Here is a 19401-nt window from a genome sequence, read left to right as displayed (position 1 = left end):
ACGCGTCCCTCGACCGCATCTGGAGAAATGCTCCTCGCCGACTCTCCGCGCCTCCTCCCCACATTAGACCCGCCGCGCTCATACTGTTGAGGAGAGTCAGTAATGCGTGGAGAGGCAGATATGAGCGCGAATTCCGATCGGAACGAGGCCGGCAGGCCCGCCGGCGAGAACGAAGATTTTGAATCCGGACTTGACTACGGTGCATTCGCATCCGAAGAGCCCGACTTCCCCGATGACAACCTCAATGCCGCGCGGGATCAGTCGGCTGCCCGAAGAGCAGCGCCGGAAGCCAGCCGGGTGGAGACCAGCCGGTCGGAACCGATCCAGTCGGAACCCGGTCAGCCGGACACCCAGGCCACTCAGGCCCTGCCGGTGACGCGCGAGTCCCAGAGTGCGCCGGACCGGACCGGGCAAGGCCACGACGCGCCCACCGAGACCGTGGCACGGACACCAGCTCGAGAGGCCGGTGGCGAGAGTCCCCACGCCACGCGCTCCCTCGATGATGTGCGCACGTCCCGAGAGAACCGGTCCATGGACGACACGGCGACCTTCACCGGGGCGGCCGCCGCCCAGGGGGCCGGCACCTCCGCCTCAGGTGCCGCCGCAGCGCCCAGGACCGCCCAGCAGGACACGCCGAGCCCGACCCCCGCCACGTCGAGCCATGGTTCCCACGTCGCCCACCACGGCGCTGACACCGAGCAGCCCACGGAGAACGCGGCCGAGCTCAGCCGACGCGAGCAGCGTCGTCGCGATCGTGCGGCCACGAAGGACGAGGACCAGGACACCGCGGTGGTTCCCGCCACCGGAGCAGCCGCCACCGGCGCAGCCGCGGCCGGTGCCGGCGCAGCCGCAGGCAGCTCGACCGGGACCGGCACGCGGGGCGGGTCCGGCGATCACTCCGACCGGACCGCTGCGAGCCAGTCCCAGCTGTCCACCCGCTCGGACGAGTCGGTCACCGACGCTGACCTCGACGAGGAGGTGGCCCGCTCCAAGCGCGGTGTCTCCCGCTTCTTCCAGGTCCTGATCGCGATCTTCACCCCGATCCTGCTCCTGGTCGCCGCGGTGCGGCTGGTCGCCTCCCCGCTCTTCCTCTGGCTGGCATATAACCGGCCCTGGATCCCCGAGGGCGCCTATTCGATGAACCCCGATGACCGGCTGGTCTACGGCTCCTACGGCACTGACTTCCTGACCAACCTTGCGAACTCCCGCTACCTCTCGGAGCTCGCCCCAGGGGGTCAGGAGCTGTTCACCGACGCTGAGGTCTCGCACATGGTCGATGTGAAGTTCGTGGTCCTCTGGGCCATGCTGGCCGGAGTCATCCTGCTGGTGCTCACCTTGATCCTGGCGCTGCTGCTGCGTGCCTGGCGCCCCGGGGGAGTGGCACGCGGCCTCTTCGCCGGAGCCTGGGTGACCCTGGGAGTGATCATCACGGTCGCGGTGCTGGCGATCATCGACTTCCAGCTCTTCTTCGCCGAGTTCCACCGGATCTTCTTCGCGGACGGCACCTGGACCTTCCCGAACGACTCCACGCTGATCCAGCTCTACCCCGAGCAGTTCTGGATCGACGCCGGCGTCGCCGTCGTCGCGCTCGCGGTGCTCTTCGCCGTGATCCTGCTCATCGCGACCTGGCCGACCCGCCGTCGTCGGGCTCGCCGGGCGGCCCGCCTGGCCGAGGTGCACGAACGCCGCAAGGTGAAGCTGGTGGATGAGCTGAACAAGGGCAATGGCGCATACGCCGAGACCCCCGCGCACACCCCGGCCCGTGGCCGGAAGGCTGATCGCCGGTTCGATCAGGATCAGACCACCCCGGTGGGCTGATCCGAGAGCGCTCGAGGGCGCCTGTCCTGCAGGCGCCACGGGTACACTCTTCGCTGATGACCAGTGATAACAGCGCCGCAGCCGATGCCGCCCAGGGCCCTCTCGTGGGGATCCTGGGCGGCATGGGTCCTGCCGCCACCGTCGACTTCTATTCGAAGCTGATCGCCGCCACCCCTGCGGCCACCGACCAGCAGCACCTGCGGGTGATGATCTGGGCGGATCCCACCGTCCCGGACCGTTCTCAGGCGATCGTGGGACGCGGGGAGGACCCCACCGCGAAGCTCGTAGAGGGCGCCCAGAAGCTCAAGGACGCCGGGGCCGCGTTCTACGTAGCGGCCTGCAACGGCTCCCACGCCTTCCTACCGCGGGTCCGGGAACAGGTGGAGCTGGACTATGTCTCCATGATCGAGGTGACCGCAGAGCACCTCAGCGCGCTGCCCTACGTGAAGGCAGCAGGCCTGCTCGCCACCGATGCCACGCTGAGCGCGGGGCTCTACCAGGACAGTCTCACCGCTTTCGGGGTGGAACCGATCGTGCCCCAGGCGGCGGATCAGCACACCGTCATGGAAGCGATCTACGCGGTCAAGGCAGGCAGCCTCACCACGGAGCTGCGTGCACAGCTGATTCGAGTCGCGCAGTCTCTGGTAGCTCAGGGGGCCGATGTGATCGTGGCGGCATGCACCGAGATCCCGCTGGCGATGACCACCGAGGAGTCTCCTCGTCCCCTGGTGGATCCCGCCGTGCTGCTGGCCAACCGAGTGGTCACCAAGGCCGGCACTCTGCGCTGAAGGCGCGCCGTCGAGACTTCGACTCGGCTCAGGGTTCGAAGCTGGTGGAGGGCGTGGCCTGGCCCACCTTATTGGTGATCTGCTCCGCAAGCTCACGCAGCTTCACGTTGCGGTGGTTGGACGCGGCCTTGAGGATGCCGACCGCCTGCTCCTGGCTGCACCGGTTCTGGCCCATGATGATGCCCACCGCCAGATTGATCGCGGTGCGAGACTCCATCGCTCTCCTGCGGTCCTCCGCGTCCTCGGCGTGCTGCGCGATGCGCAGAGCGATCGCGACCATCTGAGAGGCGACTTCGGTGTAGCGCTGGGCGATCGCGATGTCGGTCTCATCGAAGGATCCGGTGTCACGGGCGTAGAAGTTCATCGCCGCCGTGGCGGTGGTCCCGATCTTCAGGGGCACGGCCAGGATGCTGCGCAGCCCGTGGTCGCGGACTTCCAGCATGTACTTCGGCCATCGGTTCTCGTGCCGCACGTCCGGAACACTGATCAGGGCTTCCGTCTTCTGCGCCTCTAAGCATGGACCCTCGTCGAAGCCGGCCTGATGTTCGTCCATGACCTGCGCCTCGGCGGAGCTGGTGGCGACGACGGTGTTCCGCTTGGCACGTTTGAGGATGATGCCGCAGAGCACCACCCGGTCCCCGGAGAGCTGCGCCGCGGCGAGCTCGGCGATGGCTCCCAGCACCGCGGGTACATCGTGGTCGCGCAGCAGCACCTCGGTCAGCTGGGCCGCAAGGTCAGGCGTCGGCTCTGGGGTGTTCATCGGGGCTTCCGTTCCCTCAGCGTATGGCCTCCGGGCGAGCATGGCGCTGTGCCAGGAGCTTCCCTGGGTTTCATCGTGTCATACAAGCGCAGACATCACGCGGGCGGAAGACCCTCGAAATGAACTCCCGGGTGCGGTACGCTCGCACCAGCTCCAGCAACGGGCTCTTGTTTCTGAATGCAAGGGAGACCCATGGAGCCCTTCTCTTCACGATCCAGCCACTCTTTGACCGCCCGCAGCACGTCCTTCCCGGGGTCCGGGATGACGACGGTCCGAGCGCTGATGACACCGATCCGACGCCGGATCTCCGTCACACAGTCTTTGGGAGAGGCGGCACGCCTCATCGACGGAGTCGATGGCGGCGCCGTGCTGTTAGACCTCTCGCACCGACCGGTGGGGCTGATCACCGAGTCTGATCTGGCGGAGCGGGCTGCCCGGCACCCCGAGCGGTGGCGCCGCATGCGCTGTGCCTGCCTGGTCAAGTCGACGGCGGACTTCCTCGCCCCGGGAGATCCCGTGGAGTGCGCGCTGGCCAGGTACCGCACCGGCGATCCGCTGCCCCTTCTGGTGCTCGATCGGATGCAGGCCGTGGGCACGCTGCTTCCCGATGACGTCTTCGCCTGGTGTCTGGCGCATTCCATCTCCATCGACGCTGCGTCTGGCAGCCGGAGTCGGCGACTACCTTCAGCCTGAAGTCGCTGCGCTGCAGCACGGGAAGCGCCGACCAGGACGCGCATGCGTCCCGGCAACTGCCGGGAGATCGTCAGGCAGGACTCAGGAACCGAACTTACCGTCAGGTCCGTAATTACCGTTAGAACATGTCAGGCAGTACCTCTTCGAAAGGCAGTCATGACAGAGTCCCACGCCACACCCCCGCGATCAGAGCCCCATGACGAGGATCCGCAGGGGACTTCCCCGACCGATGCCTCACCTGCCTCAGCCTCTGAGATCACAGCCCCCGTGCCGGTGGTCGACGCGGCTCCTCCCGGGCTGGAGTCCGTGACCGGTGAGCCGGGCTACTCGGCCCGGCATGCCTCAGACGTGCAGGCTCCGGGCACCACCGAACGATCCAGGGCTGAGCAGCCCCGCACCGGTCCACCCAGTGCCGGTCAGCCGGGCGGCCAGCAGCCGGGCGCCGGTCAGCCCTCTGCAGGCCAGACCAGCGACGGCCAGCACAACACCGGTCAGCCGGGCGACCGCAACGGTGCCACCGGGGACAGCAGGGCCCCGCAGGCCCAAGAGGCTGCCCGGGATGTGGCCGGTGACGCCAAGGGCGCCGGCCGGGCAGTCCGAGACGCCGCAGCGGAGGAAGCTGCCGGGGTCAAGGACGATGCCGTCCGTGAAGCCAAGCGTCTCGGGGGCCAGGCCAGCACAGTGCTGGAGTCCCAAGCCTCCGAGCAGCTGGACCGAGCCGCCGGCACAGTGCGCAGCTTCAGCGACGACGTCGGCCGCATCGCTCGCGGAGAAGAGCCCGAAGAGGGAGCTGCGAAGGACCTTTTGAACCAGCTCGACTCCAGGGCCGAGGCCGCCGCGACCTGGCTCGAGCAGCACGACCCCAGGGAAGTGCTCCAAGAGGTACAGAGCTTCGCCCGTCGTCGCCCGGTCGCCTTCCTCGCGATCGCCGCCGGGGTCGGCTTTGCCGCCGGACGGCTGACCCGCGGAATCGCGCAGAACCATGCCGAGGATGCCGGCCCGCATTCCGCAGCCTCGCGGGACGGTTCGCAGGACACCCCGCGGGACCACACCGGCTACGGGTCCGGCCCGCGCACCGAGTCCACCACAGGGGCCATCCCCGACATCATGCGGAACGACGCCGTGCGGGAGGACCAGTCAGGTGCGCCTGTGCCAGGCGACCCGATCTACCAAGCGAATTCCGCCGGGCCCACCTCCGGTGATGCCCGGGTCACGGATCCATACCTCGGTGGTGGCCGATGAACAGCATCCATCCAGCCACCGAACCGGAGCGCAAGGCAGAGCAGGAGTCTCTGGGCTCGCTGATGTCCCAGGTCAGCAATGACCTCTCTACTCTGATCCGGCAAGAGACGGCCCTCGCGAAGGCAGAGCTGTCCGAGACCGCCAAGAAGGCCGGGAAGGGCGCTGGAATGCTCGGTGGCGCCGGCGTCGCTGGTCATTTCGTCCTGCTCTTCCTCTCCATCGCACTCTGGGCCGGCCTCAGCACCACCGACCTGGGCGCTGCCTGGTCTGCGGTGATCCTCGCCGTGATCTGGGCGATCATCGCCGCCATCCTTGCAGTCCTGGGCAAGAAGAACATCGACCAGGTCCAAGGTGTCCCGCAGACGGCGCAGACCCTCAAAGAAGTTCCCGACGCTCTCACCCCCTCGAAGGACACCCGATGACACAGCAGACTCCCGAAGAGATCCGCGCCGATATCGAGCGCACCCGCAGCAGCCTTTCCCTCGACGTCGACGCGGTTGCCGATAAGGTCTCCCCGTCCAAGGCTGCCCAGCGCCAGACCGAGAAGATTCGCAGCACCGTCGGAGGTTGGAAGGACAGTGTGATGGGCTCCGCCGAGGAGGCTTCCGACAAGGTCTCAGATCATGCCCACAGTGCTGCCGACGGCGCGCAGCGGGCACCTGAGCAGGTTCAGCGCAAGACCCGAGGGAACCCGCTGGCCGCCGGTCTGATCGCATTGGGGGCGGGCTGGCTCGCCGCCTCCGTCCTTCCGGCCTCTCAGCCCGAGAAGCGGGCAGCCGCGAGGCTGGAGGACCACGCGCAGCCCGTCATCGATGACGCGAAGCAGCAGGCGCAGTCCATGGCCGAGGAGCTCAAGGAACCCGCGCAGGAATCTGCGCAGCGTGTCCGGGAATCCGCCGGCGAGAGCGCCCAGAACCTCAAGTCTGAAGGCCAGCAGCAGAAGGATCAGCTCACAGACTCCGCCAGATCCTCGGCGGAAGAGGTCCGCCGGAGCTGAGGCCTGCAACGCTGGGGGAACGCCCGCCCGGCGACACCGTCGTAGAACGTCACTCACCTGCAATTGAACAGGAGATACCTATGTTTCTGCACAGACAAGCCCTGCAGTACAGTGCCTCCCCGGAGAAGCCAGACGCGGTCTACGCCCGCAAGCTCCAGGAGGTCATCGGAGGCCAGTACGGGGAGATCACCGTAGCCATGCAGTACAGCTTCCAGGCATGGAACGCACACATACCAGGCAAATATCGGGACCTGTTGTTCTCCACCGCCGCTGAGGAATTCGGCCACGTAGAGATGCTCGCGACCATGGTCGCCCAGCTGCTGGAGAAGGCCCCGCACGGGATCACCGATGACGCGGTGCAGGATGATCCCACCGTGGCCGCTGTGGTCGGTGGGATGGACGTCCAGGACGCGATCCTCGCTGGTGCTGGGGCTCGCCCGGTGGACAGCAACGGCAACCCCTGGAACGCCGGATACGTGACCGCCAGCGGGAACCTGCTGGCGGACTTCACCTCTAATATCAACGCGGAGATGCAGGGCCGCATCGCGGTTGCCCGGCTCTATCACCAGACCGATGACCCCGGGGTGCGGGACCTGCTCTCTTTCTTGCTGGCTCGGGACACCCATCACCAGAACCAGTGGCTGGCCGCAGCGCGGGAGCTGCAGGAGTCCGGTGTGGAGCAGCTGCCAGTACCGAGTAATTTCCCGATCAAGAAGGAGCACCGAGAGTTCTCCTACCAGGCGATCAACTTCTCCGATGGCGAATCCATGGCGGAGGGCCCCTGGGCCTCGGGGCCCAGTCCGGACGGGCTTGGTGAGTTCACTTATGTGGACACCCCAATGGAGGGCGTGCCGATGCCGCCTCCGACCCACCCCGACTCGAGGTTCTACGGCACCACCGAGGCGCCGAACTTCGTGGAGAAGGCTGCTGGGGCCGTTCAGGACGCGCTGAAGCGCAGCTAGCAATCGCAGGACTGGAGATCGCGGGGTCCGCCATCGGCGGACCCCGCTTCTCTCTGCGTCGGACCTCTATGCGCTGGGAGACCGAGGGGGCTCTGCGCTCGCCCCTGCCCTGACCGGCCGACACCGCACCTCAGATGGTGACGTCGCCCTTGGGGCTCTGGAAGGTCACTGACATGATCCCGGGAGTTCCGGAGGGGGCGATCCATTCGACATCGACATCCTCAAAGGGATCCACCCTCGGGCTGGCGAGCCACTCGGTGACCCGGTCCGGAGAGCCGGCGATGCTCAGCTTGGTCAGCGTCGCCTCGGGGGGATAGGCCTGGGAGGGGTGCAGCTCGTCGCTGCCCTCGTTCCAGCGCAGCAGGTAGGGCACCTGGGGGTCAGCGATGAGCCCCTTGATCCCGATCTGCTGCCAGGTCAGCTCCTGGCCGTCCGGGAACTTGCGGTTGCCCGGCACCGCTTTGCGTCCCAGCCGCTCCTCGAAGGGGGAGAGGTCATCGACGCACACGCACCAGCCCATCCAGCCTCCGCCCACCAGGGAGCGGTTGCGCACCGCCTGGCCGAACGGGGCCTTGTCGGCACTGGGGTGGTCCAGCACCTCGACGATCTCGAGGTACTGCCGGTTCTCGAGCGGGATGATGGCATTGCGAGTGCCGAAGCGTGGATGGATGCCGCCGCGGACGCGTTCCACGCCCAGCGCATCGGTGATTCGTTCCACCGTGGCTTCCATTCCATCGGGACCAACTGCATAGGAGACGTGATCGAGGCGCATCATGAGAACATCATGGCACCACTGACGCGCAGATATAAATCCTGATGAATATTCATACTTATTCCACATTTTTCTACTGAATGTAGAAATATCGCGACGCCGACGCACCCGGCCCTGCGCATGGCGCGTATCCTTGATAGGTGCTCAAGACCGCTCTACAGCCCAAATGGATCGGGACCCTCGCCCTGGCGCTGCTCCTGGCCACGGTCTTCGTGGTGCTGAGCGCCTGGCAGTTCAGCGAATCGAGCTCTGAACCGCCTCCCACCGAGGAGATCACCGAGACGGCGGTCCCGCTCACCGAGGTGCATGAGCCGCAGCAGCCGATGACGGTGGCCGAGGCCGACCGGATCGTGGACACCAGCGGCGAGTTCCTCGAGGACACCCAGGTGCTGATCGAGGAACGACTCCAGGACGGGGAATCCGGCTACTGGGTCGTTGCGGCATTCCGCCCCGAGGACGCGCCCGATGAGAACATCATCCCGGTGGTCCGTGGCTGGGTCGAGGACCCTGGCGCCGCCGAGGAGCTTCCGGCTGAACAGCCGCTGGAGATCCAAGGCCGCCTGCTTCCCCCCGAGGCTCCCGGTCCCGGTCAGCGGGGGATGTCCGCCGATGGGACACAGATCTTCCCCACGCTCTCCCCGGCGGAGCTGATCAACGTGTGGGACCAGCCGGGTTACTCCGGCTTCCTCGTGGCGTTCCAGACCCTGGACGCCGAGGGGACGGAGCTGGGCGCGGCGTCGTCGTCCTCCACCATGGAACCGGTGCGGGTCGACCCGCAGCCCGAGACCTCGGACATCAACTGGCTGAACCTCTTCTACGGGGTCGAGTGGACGGTCTTCGCCGGCTTTGCCTTCTACCTGTGGTGGCGCCTGGTCAAGGATGCCCATGAGAAGCAGCTGGAGGAAGAGCGGCTGGACCGCGAATGGCAGGAGCAGTGGCGCGCCGAGCAGCTCGCCCTGCGGCAGCAGAACCAAGCGAAAGACTAGAGACCCATGAGTGACTCCCGTACCGGCGACCACCTGACCGATGCCTCGGCGACCGATGCCTCGACGCACGACGCCTCGGTGCACGAGGCCGGAGTGCACGACGACCTCCCGCCGGCTCCGCCGCGGCCCAGGCAGCGCCGCTTCGGCGGGACCGCCGCGCAGATCCAGGGATCGCTGACCTTCTATAAGGCGTTCGCCTTCATCACCGGCATCATGCTGCTGATCCTGGTCGCCAAGATGATCATGGACTACGGCTTCGGCTACGAGCTCTACGCCGGCGGCACGACCGCGGACGGAGCTGAGAACACGCTGGGCTTCCACCCCAAGGACTCGGTCGTGGACGGCACCGGGATCTCCTACTGGATCGCGGTGATCCACGGCTGGATCTACGTCGTCTACATCATCGCCGGATTCCGGCTCTGGTACCTGATGAACTGGAAGGTCGGCCGGCTGGTCACCATCGTGCTCGGTGGCGTCGTGCCGTTCCTGAGCTTCGTGGTGGAGCGCAAGATCGCCCGCGAGGTCAGGGTCGACATGGAGTCCAACCCGGAGGCCGTGCGCCGCTACTGAGCGGGTTCCGCTGACCGCGCGGGGGAGCGGCGCGCCCAGAACAGCACCGGGATCAGCAGCAGTGCGAGCAGCCCACCGCCCAGCGAGAGGTGCTCGAAGCTCGTGGCGGAGACCACCATGCCCGACATTGCGCCGCCTCCAGCTCCAGCGAGGGCGATCAGCACATCCACACCGCCCTGGGTGCGGGCGCGATTCTCCGGGACGGTGGCGTCCACGACCAGCGCAGTGCCAGCCATCAGGCCCACATTCCAGCCCACCCCGAGCAGGATCAGAGCCAGGATCAGCAGACCGAGCGAATCTCCGGGGGCGACGGCGCCCACCAGCCCGGCGCCGAGCAGGATCACAGCTGCCGTCACGCTCATCGGGATCCGTCCCCACCGATCCACCAGCACTCCGGTGACCAGCGAGGGCAGCCACATGGCGCCCACATGAAGCCCGATGACCAGCCCGACCGACCCCAGGCTGTGGCCATGGGCGAGCATGTGGATCGGAGTCATGGTCATGATCGCGACCATGGCCACCTGGGTCAGCACCATCACGGTGGCGCCGATGTATGCACCGTTGCCGGGCCTGGCGGCGGGGGCGGGAGGTGCAGAGGCCGAGGATCCTGCCCCGGAGGTGGGGTCGGCATCGCCTGTGGAGGCGGGTTCGGCGGCGGATGCAGCGGCGGCTCCGGAAACGGCTTGGGTGATGCTGGAGGCCTCAGCAGCTTCAATCTCCGCGAGCTCCCGCGCCAACAGGAACGGATCCGGGCGCAGGAACACGAACAGGATCGCTCCGGCGGCGAGGTACGCGGCGGCGGCCAGCAGGAAGGGCCCGGCCAGCGGGGGGATGCCCAGGCCCGCTGCAAGATCCCCCAGCGGCTGGGCCAGATTCGGGCCGGCCACCGCACCTAAGGTCGTGGAGACCATGGCGATGCTGATCGCCGTGGCACGGCGTGATTCTGGCGCCAGGTCAGTTCCGGCGTAGCGGGCCTGCAGATTCGTCGCAGTCCCAGCCCCGTAGACGAACAGCGCCAAGAACAGCAGCGGGACGTGATCCGCGATCGCCGCGGCCACCACACCGATCGCACCGAGCCCTCCGGCAGTGAAGCCCAGACCCAGCCCGACGCGGCGACCCCAGCGCTGACTCACCCGCCCCACGGAGAACGCGGCCAGCGCAGAGCCCAGCGTGAACAGTGCGATGGGCAGCCCGGCCAGGCTCGCAGAGCCGAGCATCTCCTCCGCCAACAGGGCACCCACGGTCACCCCTGCTGCCAGTCCGGCGCCGCCGAGTATCTGGCTGAAGACGACGACGACTAGGGTGCGCCGCTGCACCTCGGCTCGCTTCGCCTCGGTCCGCTTCGCCTCGGTCCGCTTCGCCCGAGATCGCTGCGTGAATGTCCGCGTCCGAGCGTCCCCGTGAGTCATGCCCGCATCATAGACCGCCGCCTGCTCCGATCCTCCGCCGAGCTGAGGCGTCATCCCCGTCGCGGGGGCGCGAACGGGTGTTCTGAGCTCGCGTCACGCGATGATTCCGCCTGTTCGCGCCCCAGCAACGCTGATGCCGGCGCGGGGGTGCGAATGACGGCGCGGGGGAGCGAATGTCGGCGCGGGGGAGCGAATGCCGGCGCGGGGGAGCGCCGTCGTCGTTCTCGGGGCTAGTCCGCCGTGAAGAAGGCCTTGAGCACGGCTGAGAAGACCTCGGGCTTCTCCGCGTGGACCCAGTGACCCGCGTCCTTGATCGTCGTCAGGCTCACGCGCGGGAACAGCGCGCGCATGGCAGGAGCGAAGTCATCCTGCACGTAGTCGGACTCGGCTCCGGCGATCCAGAGCACGGGGCCCTCGAACGTCTCCTCGGTGAACTCCGGGAAGCCCCCGATCTGCGGCAGAGACTCGTGGAGCAGGTCAAGGTTCACCCGCCAACGGAACCCTTCGCCGTCGCGCACCAGGCTCTGCAGCAGGAAGCCGCGGACCATCCGCTCGGGGATCGGCTCTTGCAGAAGCTCATCGGCCTCGCCGCGGGAGGAGAGCTCCGCCAGGTCCAGGCGGCTCAGGCTGCCGATGAGATGATCGAACTCACCCATGGACTCCCGCGCCACCGGGGAGATGTCGACCACAGCGAGGCGGCTGATCAGTTCCGGGTGCCGCAGGGCCAGCACCATCGCGACCTTGCCGCCCATGGAGTGCCCCACCAGGTGCACCGGACGCTCACTGGCCACTGTGCTCCGAAGATGCTCCGCGACGAGGTCTGCCTGCTCGATGTAGTCAAACGTCTCGGTCCACTCGGAACCGCCATGGTTCGGAAGATCGATCAGCACCGATTGCAGATCCGGGGTGAGCGCCTTGGCGATCTGGGTGAAGTTCTTGCCCTGACCGAAGAGCCCGTGCAGAAACACCACGGTCTCACCCGTCTCACCGACGTGCTGGGCGTGGAGCTGAGCTGGCTCGGCAGTCATGGTGCGTCTTTCCTGTCCTGCATGGGGCGCTTGCGGTCCCGTACATCCTAGGCGCGCCCGCCAGCGTGACGGGAACGCGCGGTCGCACGCCGCACAGACGGAGCTGCATCGCTGGGGCGCAGACGGTCGCTGTCAGCAACGCATGCGCGGTCATTCCGCCGCTTTGCGCCCCAGCGATGAGCGAGCACGAGAGGAGCGAGAGGCGAGCGGAAGGGCAGGGTGCCCGGAAGCCGCCTGCCCGCCCGGGCCGCTAGGATGGGACGGTGACTTCTCAGCCTGATTCCGCAGACTCTGCCGTCCCCGCCGTGGAACGTTCGAACTCCGAGGCCCAGACCGTTCTGGTGGTGGACTACGGCGCGCAGTACGCCCAGCTCATCGCTCGCCGCGTGCGTGAGGCCCGCGTCTACTCCGAGGTCGTCCCGCACACCCTCGCCGCATCTGAGATCATCTCGCGCAACCCCTCCGCCGTGATCCTCTCCGGCGGACCGGCGTCGGTCTACGCCGAGGGCGCCCCCGCGGTCGAGTCAGAGCTCTTCGAGGCCGGCATCCCGGTGATGGGCATCTGCTACGGATTCCAGGCCATGGCGCACAGCCTCGGCGGCGAGGTGGCCCGCACCGGTGACCGCGAGTACGGCAAGACCGAGGTGCGCAGCGTCAACGCCCCGCATTCCCTGCTCACCGGCACCGATGCGGTCCAGTCCACCTGGATGTCACACAGCGACTCCGTGCAGCAGGCCCCCGAGGGCTTCCAGGTCCTGGCCTCCTCCGAAGGTGCCCCCGTGGCGGCCTTCGCCGATGAGCAGCGCAGGCTCTACGGCGTGCAGTGGCACCCGGAGGTGCGTCACTCGCCCCAGGGCCAGCAGGTCATCGAGAACTTCCTCTACAACGGAGCCGGTCTGACCCCGGAATGGACCACCGGCAACATCGTCGAGGAGCAGGTCGCCGCGATCCGCGCCCAGGTCGGTGACTCCCGGGTGATCTGCGGGCTCTCCGGCGGTGTGGACTCCGCCGTGGCGGCAGCCCTCGTGCAGAAGGCCATCGGGGACCAGCTGACCTGCGTGTTCGTGGACCACGGGCTGCTGCGCGAAGGTGAGGCCGAGCAGGTGGAACGCGATTTCGTCGCGGCCACCGGTGCGAAGCTCTACGTGGCCGATGAGCGTGAACGCTTCCTGGCCGCTCTGGAGGGCGTCACCGATCCCGAGACCAAGCGCAAGATCATCGGCCGGGAGTTCATCCGCGCCTTCGAGGGCGCCGAACAGGCAGTCCTCGCCGAGGCTGCGGCCGACGGCGCCAAGGTCGAGTTCCTGGTCCAGGGCACGCTCTACCCCGATGTGGTCGAATCCGGCGGCGGCGAGGGTGCTGCAAACATCAAGTCCCACCACAACGTCGGCGGCCTGCCCGAGGACATGGTCTTCAAGCTGGTCGAGCCGCTGCGTGCGCTGTTCAAGGACGAGGTCCGCGCGGTCGGCGCAGAGCTCGGACTTCCCGCCGAGATCGTCCAGCGCCAGCCGTTCCCCGGCCCCGGCCTGGGCATCCGGATCATCGGCTCGGTCTCCGAGGACCGGCTGCGCATTCTGCGCAAGGCCGACGCGATCGCCCGCGAGGAGCTCACCGCCTCGGGTCTCGACCAGGAGGTCTGGCAGATGCCGGTGGTGCTGCTCGCCGATGTCCGCTCGGTCGGGGTCCAGGGCGACGGCCGCACCTACGGCCACCCGATCGTGCTGCGCCCCGTCTCCTCCGAGGACGCGATGACCGCCGACTGGTCCCGCCTGCCATATGACCTGCTCGCAAAGATCTCCAACCGCATCACCAACGAGGTGGAAGAGGTCAACCGGGTCACCCTGGACGTGACGTCCAAGCCCCCTGGCACCATCGAATGGGAGTGAGTCGGAGGACTCATGCTTGACTCTGCCGCCGCCGAGACGTTCACCACCGTCCTCGTCGGGCTGCTCCTGGTGCTCGGCGCGCTCGGTGTGGTGCTGCCGATCCTGCCGGGTTCGCTGCTGATCATCATCACCCTGATCGTCTGGGCAGTGCTGCTCGGCGGCCCGGTGGTCTGGACCGCCGCGCTGCTCGGCGTGGTGCTGGCCGTGATCGGGTGGGGCAGCTCCACCGTCTTGACCGGTCGCTCGCTGCACCGGCAGCAGATCCCGCGCGGGCCGATCCTGATCGCCATCGGGACCGGGCTGATCGGGATCTTCGTGCTTCCGCCGCTGGGTCTGTTCATCGGCTTCGCGTCAGGGCTCTTCTGCGCAGAGTTCGTCCGCCGGGACCGGGACTTCCGCGCCGCGGGCACCGCGAGCCTGTACGCGCTGCGCGCCGTGGGTCTGGGAATCCTGCTCGAGTTTCTGCTCGCCGGGCTGGCGATCTCGGCGTTTCTGATCGGCTCATTGGTCCACTTCCTGGGCTGACCGGGAGCGGACCGGCGGCTTCAAGGTCAGGCTGAAACCTGTTGGAGGTTGGGCCCGCGGGCTCATTAGACTTCAAGCCATGTCATTATCAGCGATCCCCGTCATCTCTGAGGGAGACGGGGATGCGGGAGTGGGCGTAAGCTCATCCCTTTGGGGATTCTGGAAGGTCGTCTGTGAGTAGAGAACCAGCCGCTGGGGAGCGGGACCTGCCGTTCGAGAATGCGCAGGCCGCAGCTGCGGGCCAGGAGCACACCGCCGACGACGACGCCCGCGCCGCCTCGCGACCTTCCGGGTCCGCGGGGAATGAGGACTCCGGGGGCTCGGCCGCCTCGGCGCCCACCACGGATTCTGCCGGTTCGCCGGGTTCGCCCGACTCGCCGGATTCCCCGCGCTCTGCAGGGTCTCCTGCCTCGCCGCACTCGCCTGCCTCCCCGAGCTCCCCGGCCTCCCCACATTCCCCCGCCTCGCCGAGCTCCGCAGATTCTCCCGACTCACCAGACTCCCCGGGATCTCCCACCACGCCCGCTTCGGCCGCCTCCGCCGCGTCTGCTGATTCCGCGGCCTCTGCAGAGTCGGCGGCCTCCGCCGATCCGACATCCATGCGGGACCAGGGCCGGGATCCGGTGGCTGCCTGGTTGGAATCAGTGGGCTCCGGGACCGAGAACGACACGATGCTGCGCTTCTCCCCAAGCCAGCACAATGCCATCGACCTCACCGACGCCAACGCCTCAGGCATGATGCAGCTCATGGCGGGCCGCAAGACCCGGCTCTCCACGCTGCTCAATGACCAGAGTGCGTTCACGTTGGGCAAGCAGGCGGCGCAGGGCATCCGGGCGAAGACCCGGGAGATGTCTGAGGAGCGCGGGATCGACGTCGGCTTCCTGGCCGCCGGTGTGGTGAGCTGGACCGAGGACGCCGGCGAGGTCTCCTCCGGAGAGCGCTTCACCGAGGACTTCACCGCTCCGGTGATGCTGGTGCCGATCACGCTGCGACCACGTGAAGACGGCAGCGGGGACTTCGAGATCCAGTTCAGCGCCGCGGCCCGGCTCAACCCTGCCCTGGTCCGCCACCTGGCGACCCGGCACAGCACCCGATTGGACCCGGTGGAGTTCCACAACACCGGCTACGTGACCGCACGCTTTGATCCGAATCGTCCGGCCGACGCGCTCGCCCGGATCGCCGGGGGCGTGCAGACGCTGCACTCGGTCCAGGTCTGGCGCCAGCTCTACGTCTCCACCTTCGCGGACCTGACCTTCCTGGGTGATCCCTCGGGACTTCAGCTGGATCATCCCGTCATTCACGCGATGGCCACCGGTGAACCCCTGGGGCAGACCCAGGCGGAGCAGGCGCGGCAGCAGCTGCCCCCGGTGGACCAGCGGGAACCACGTGACGAGCGTCTGGTCGCCGATGCTGACCCGGACCAGCAGGCGGCACTGGATGCCGTGCTCGCGGGCCAGTCTGCGGTGATCTCCGCGCCGGCTGGGACCGGCCAGACGCAGACCGCGATCAACGCCGCCGCCGGGCTCGCGTGGCAGGGCAGACGGGTCCTGGTGCTGGCCGAGCGCACCGCGACGCTGGAGCAGTTCAAGCACCGGCTCTCCGAGGTTCACCTGGGCACCCTGGCAGGCAACATCTCCGCGGCCTCGACCTCCGAGGAGATCCGTGACCAGCTCATTCGGGCCATACGCCGCAACGAACGGGCCGAACCCCCGCGCTTGGGAACCCTGCAGTCGAGGCTGAAGAAGTCCCGCCACCAGCTGCTGGATCACGTGAAGTCGCTGCACAATGTGCGTCGCCGCTGGGACTGCTCGCCCTACCAGGCCATGCAGGCACTCGCGGCGCTGACCAGCCTGAACCCGGCGCCGTCGACCTCGGTCCGGCTCAAACGCTCGGTGCTGGACAACACCGTGGACCGCAGCCAGATCACGGTGAAGCTCAAGCGCGCCGCAGAGCTCGGTGCCTTCTCCGCTGAGACCCGGAACAGTCCCTGGTTCAACGCCCGCCTGTCCAACCGCCAGGAGACCCGCGACGCGATGGCCCTGGTGGTGCAGCTGCGCGAGGAGCTTCCGCAGCTGCAGAAGATGATGGTCTCGGCCTGTCAGGCCGCTGGCATCACGCCGGGAGCGACCTTCAGCGAATGGAACAGCCAGGTGCTGCTCTTCCAGCGGGTCCAGGAATCTCTGGGCAGGTTCAGCCACGATGTCTACGTCCGCGCGGTGGACGACCTGATCGCTGCCACGGCCCCGGGCTGGTGGCGCCGGCAGAACAACGTGGAGATGACGTCGGTGACCCGCTCGCGGCTGCGCCGGGTCGCCAAGGAGTACGTCCGCCCCGGTGTGGCCATCGGGGATCTGCACTCTTCGCTGATCGACGTCCAGTCCGAGCGGGAGGAGTGGAACCAGTGGGCCAGGTCCGGCTCCGCACCGAAGGTGCCGCACCGGCTGGACCAGCTCTGCGACACCTTCGGCAAGGTCCAGGCCCGGCTGCAGCGGCTCGACGAGGTCGTGGAGACCGGAGCGCTCAGCGAGATGCCGGTGGAGCAGCTGCTGGAGACCGTGGAGACCCTTGCCGCCGACGAGAAGCCGCTGGAGACCCTTCCGGAGCGCACCCTGCTCGGTGAGCAGCTGCGCGAGCAGGGTTTCCGGGACCTGATGGAGGACTTCTCCGAGCGCGAGATCAGCGCGAACGTCGTCGCCGAAGAGCTGGAGCTCGCCTGGTGGCAGTCCGCACTGGAGGCGATGATCTCGGGGGACGACTACCTGGCGATGACCACCGGAGAGAACCTGCGCAGCATCGAGGAGACGTTCCGCGACGCCGATGCCGGGCACATCGAGTCCAGCGCGCAACGGCTAGGCCATGCGCTGGCCGTGCGTTGGAAGTCGGCCGTGGAGGCCCATCCGCAGGCCGCCGCGAGCCTGCGCGGGATGCTGCGCGATGCCACGCCGAGCATTGAAGCTCTGGAGGCGATCAACCCCAAGGTGACCCAGCCGCTGGTCCCGATCTGGATGACCTCCCCACTCGGGCTCGGTGAGCAGTTCCCGATGGACTACCGCGCCGACGTCGTCATCCTCCTCGACGCCGAGTCCCTCGCCGTGCCCACCGCGCTGAATGCGGTGACCCGGGCCGAGCAGGTGATCGCGTTCGGCGACCCGGTGGCAGGGTCACCCACGCCCTTCCACGTCTCGGCCGATCCGCTCGCGCGCGAGACCGAACAACACCGCCCGGCCTCCATCTACAACGAGCTGGCGGCCGTGCTGCCGCACTATGCGCTGCGCCAGGTGCACCGCGGGGTGGACCAGGAGCTGACCGGGCTGCTCTCCTCTGCCCTCTACGAGAATCAGCTGACACGGCTCCCCGACGCCGCGCAGCTCACCGGCCAGGACCGCCGGTTCACCGTGGAGCTGGTGGCCGGCGGACGAGCCGGATACCGCGACGCCGTGGAATCGCCCACCGGTGAGGTCAACCGGGTGGTGGACATGGTCTTCGAGCACGTGCGCTCCCGCCGAGGCCATTCGCTGGCCGTGGTCACCGGCTCCGCCTGGCATGCGCGCCGAGTCGCCGATGCGATCCGGCTGAATCTGGCCAACCACGTCTGGGCCAAGCCGTTTTTCACCCAGGGCGCCCATGGCGAGGGCTTCGTCGTGACTCCGGTGGAGCGCGCGGCGGGCCTGGTCCGCGATGACGTGATCTTCAGCCTGGGCTTCGGGCGTTCTGTGAAGGGCGAACCCGCCACCCGCTTCGGCGAGCTCTCCGAGGCGCGCGGCCAGGAACACGTCGCGATCGCACTGACCCGGGCGCGCGAGCACCTGCGGGTGGTCACCTCGCTCTCCCACACCGATATGGACCGCGGCTCGCTGACCGGTGGTGGCGCCCAGATCCACGACCTGATCAGCCTGGGCCTGGAGGGCTCGGACAACCCCACCGCCTCCGCGCAGCTGACCGACCCGCTGGTGCTGGACCTGGTGGATCGGATCCGGGCTCGCGGCGGACGGGTGGAGGACGGGTTCCGTGGCACCCTGGACCTGGCCGCCTGCTCCCGCAGGTTCACCCCAGACCAGTCGATGGTCCCGGTGGCCATGGTCTCGGACGGGACCAAGAGCTACGGCGCGATGTCTGTGCGTGAACGCTCCCGGCAGCGCCCTGCCGCATTCGAGGCCCTGGGCTGGAGCTATATGGTGCTCTGGACCATTGAGGTCTTCTCCAACCCGGTGCGCTGCACCGAGTTCGTCGCCGAGCAGGTCGGGCTGGCCTCGGGGCCGGAGTTCGCCGAGTCAGGTCGGATCACCGTGCACACTGCCGGGGAGACCGCGCGCAGCCGCCGGGCCCGTGAACAGCAGGCCCGCAGCGAGGGGATTCGGTTCGGCGGAGCGGCTGACCTCGCGGATGAGGATTCGCACCGCAAATCCAAGAAGTGGCTGCCGCCCAGGGAGCGCGGGGCATGGAAGCAGTAGAGCCTGGTTCAGGGGGGCAGCAGGACCAGACCTCCCGGGCTGGAGGTGCCGGTCGGCAGGGGCGGCGGCGGGGCCGACGGCGCGTGGTCGCGCCCCCGACCTCGGGACAGTCCCATGAGGTCGAGTCCGCCTTCACGGACCCGTTCCTGGCCCCGGAGCCCGACGATTCGGCAGGCTCGTCTGGGTCGGCACGGCGACCGGGCGGGACAGCGCCCGACAGCACAGCGTCCGACGGCGCAGAGTCGGCCCCAGCAGCCCCCGGAGAGACTCTGCACGGCGCGACGGTGCGCCGCGACGCGGTCGCTGCCGCGCCGTTGAGCGCCCACGAGGCCTGGATCCTCAGCCAACGCCCGCCGCACTGGGGCTGAGGCTTCAGGCAGCGCCGGCGTGGCGGGGTATTCCCCAGCGTGCCGGCCCGGCCGAGGCCGCACCTGATCTCCACAGATCTGCCCGCGACGACGCCTCAGAGGGCCGCTCCGGCGACGCTGGGAGGCATGCAGAACGCCGATTCAGC

17 protein-coding genes are annotated in these 19401 nt (G+C 68.2%); 13 read left to right on the top strand and 4 right to left on the bottom strand.

All coding sequences use genetic code 11. The annotated features are described in order from the left end of the window. Nucleotides 1–120 precede the first annotated feature (120 nt). Together HNR11_RS00630 and cuyB are read left to right on the top strand one after the other, a co-directional pair. Nucleotides 121–1818 carry a TIGR01906 family membrane protein gene (locus HNR11_RS00630; RefSeq protein WP_179440669.1) on the top strand — a complete coding sequence of 566 codons (1698 nt, stop codon included), beginning with the start codon at nucleotides 121–123 and terminating at the stop codon, nucleotides 1816–1818. Between the two features lie 56 nt (nucleotides 1819–1874). After that, nucleotides 1875–2606 (top strand): cysteate racemase, encoded by a 732-nt coding sequence (gene cuyB / locus HNR11_RS00625; protein WP_179440668.1) that lies wholly within the window; start codon nucleotides 1875–1877, stop codon nucleotides 2604–2606. 28 nt (nucleotides 2607–2634) lie between these two features. On the opposite strand, the gene HNR11_RS00620 is transcribed toward cuyB, so the two are convergent. Beyond that, entirely contained in the window at nucleotides 2635–3366 is a 732-nt protein-coding gene (locus HNR11_RS00620; RefSeq protein ID WP_179440667.1) for a GAF and ANTAR domain-containing protein, read from the bottom strand. 192 nt (nucleotides 3367–3558) lie between these two features. Between HNR11_RS00620 and HNR11_RS00615 the strand changes: the two genes are divergently transcribed. From HNR11_RS00615 to HNR11_RS00595, 5 genes are all read left to right on the top strand, one after another. Further along, nucleotides 3559–4059 carry a CBS domain-containing protein gene (locus tag HNR11_RS00615; protein WP_179440666.1) on the top strand — a complete coding sequence of 167 codons (501 nt, stop codon included), beginning with the start codon at nucleotides 3559–3561 and terminating at the stop codon, nucleotides 4057–4059. 156 nt (nucleotides 4060–4215) lie between these two features. Next, nucleotides 4216–5301 (top strand): hypothetical protein, encoded by a 1086-nt coding sequence (locus tag HNR11_RS00610; protein ID WP_179440665.1) that lies wholly within the window; start codon nucleotides 4216–4218, stop codon nucleotides 5299–5301. After that, nucleotides 5298–5723 (top strand): phage holin family protein, encoded by a 426-nt coding sequence (locus HNR11_RS00605; protein ID WP_179440664.1) that lies wholly within the window; start codon nucleotides 5298–5300, stop codon nucleotides 5721–5723. Before HNR11_RS00610 ends, HNR11_RS00605 begins: the two co-directional genes overlap by 4 nt. Beyond that, nucleotides 5720–6298 carry a DUF3618 domain-containing protein gene (locus HNR11_RS00600; RefSeq protein ID WP_058887286.1) on the top strand — a complete coding sequence of 193 codons (579 nt, stop codon included), beginning with the start codon at nucleotides 5720–5722 and terminating at the stop codon, nucleotides 6296–6298. Before HNR11_RS00605 ends, HNR11_RS00600 begins: the two co-directional genes overlap by 4 nt. 80 nt (nucleotides 6299–6378) lie before the next feature. Next, nucleotides 6379–7260: a manganese catalase gene (locus tag HNR11_RS00595; RefSeq protein ID WP_179440663.1), complete on the top strand. Its 882-nt coding sequence runs from the start codon at nucleotides 6379–6381 to the stop codon at nucleotides 7258–7260. A 130-nt stretch (nucleotides 7261–7390) separates the two neighbouring features. On the opposite strand, the gene HNR11_RS00590 is transcribed toward HNR11_RS00595, so the two are convergent. Continuing rightward, nucleotides 7391–8035, bottom strand: a complete 645-nt coding sequence (locus tag HNR11_RS00590; RefSeq protein WP_179440662.1) for a VOC family protein — start codon at nucleotides 8033–8035, stop codon at nucleotides 7391–7393. A gap of 137 nt (nucleotides 8036–8172) precedes the next feature. Between HNR11_RS00590 and HNR11_RS00585 the strand changes: the two genes are divergently transcribed. Beyond that, the gene (locus tag HNR11_RS00585; protein WP_179440661.1) at nucleotides 8173–9018 is read left to right on the top strand and encodes an SURF1 family cytochrome oxidase biogenesis protein; all 846 of its coding nucleotides are present in this window, start codon (nucleotides 8173–8175) and stop codon (nucleotides 9016–9018) included. A gap of 6 nt (nucleotides 9019–9024) precedes the next feature. Beyond that, entirely contained in the window at nucleotides 9025–9588 is a 564-nt protein-coding gene (locus HNR11_RS00580; protein ID WP_179440660.1) for a DUF3817 domain-containing protein, read from the top strand. Here the strand turns inward: HNR11_RS00580 and HNR11_RS00575 are convergent. Together HNR11_RS00575 and HNR11_RS00570 are read right to left on the bottom strand one after the other, a co-directional pair. Then, nucleotides 9582–10997, bottom strand: a complete 1416-nt coding sequence (locus tag HNR11_RS00575) for an MFS transporter (protein WP_179440659.1) — start codon at nucleotides 10995–10997, stop codon at nucleotides 9582–9584. The genes HNR11_RS00580 and HNR11_RS00575 overlap by 7 nt on opposite strands. A 230-nt stretch (nucleotides 10998–11227) precedes the next feature. Then, on the bottom strand, nucleotides 11228–12025 hold the full coding sequence (locus tag HNR11_RS00570) for an alpha/beta fold hydrolase (protein WP_179440658.1): 798 nt from the start codon (nucleotides 12023–12025) through the stop codon (nucleotides 11228–11230). A 305-nt stretch (nucleotides 12026–12330) separates the two neighbouring features. On the opposite strand from HNR11_RS00570, the gene guaA reads away from it, so the two are divergent. From guaA to HNR11_RS00545, 4 genes are all read left to right on the top strand, one after another. Continuing rightward, entirely contained in the window at nucleotides 12331–13911 is a 1581-nt protein-coding gene (gene guaA, locus HNR11_RS00565) for a glutamine-hydrolyzing GMP synthase (RefSeq protein WP_179442783.1), read from the top strand. A gap of 12 nt (nucleotides 13912–13923) precedes the next feature. Continuing rightward, nucleotides 13924–14436 (top strand): DUF456 domain-containing protein, encoded by a 513-nt coding sequence (locus HNR11_RS00560; protein ID WP_179440657.1) that lies wholly within the window; start codon nucleotides 13924–13926, stop codon nucleotides 14434–14436. A gap of 173 nt (nucleotides 14437–14609) precedes the next feature. Beyond that, the gene (locus HNR11_RS00550; RefSeq protein WP_218849624.1) at nucleotides 14610–18887 is read left to right on the top strand and encodes a DUF4011 domain-containing protein; all 4278 of its coding nucleotides are present in this window, start codon (nucleotides 14610–14612) and stop codon (nucleotides 18885–18887) included. Then, nucleotides 18875–19255: a hypothetical protein gene (locus HNR11_RS00545; RefSeq protein ID WP_179440655.1), complete on the top strand. Its 381-nt coding sequence runs from the start codon at nucleotides 18875–18877 to the stop codon at nucleotides 19253–19255. The genes HNR11_RS00550 and HNR11_RS00545 overlap by 13 nt, the downstream gene beginning before the upstream one ends. The last annotated feature ends 146 nt before the right edge of the window (nucleotides 19256–19401 follow it).

The sequence above is a fragment of the Nesterenkonia sandarakina genome, assembly GCF_013410215.1.
GTDB classification, from domain to species: Bacteria; Actinomycetota; Actinomycetes; order Actinomycetales; family Micrococcaceae; genus Nesterenkonia; species Nesterenkonia sandarakina.
The sequence above is the reverse complement of the archived record's forward strand: the minus strand, read 5'-3'. Positions and strand labels throughout refer to the sequence as shown.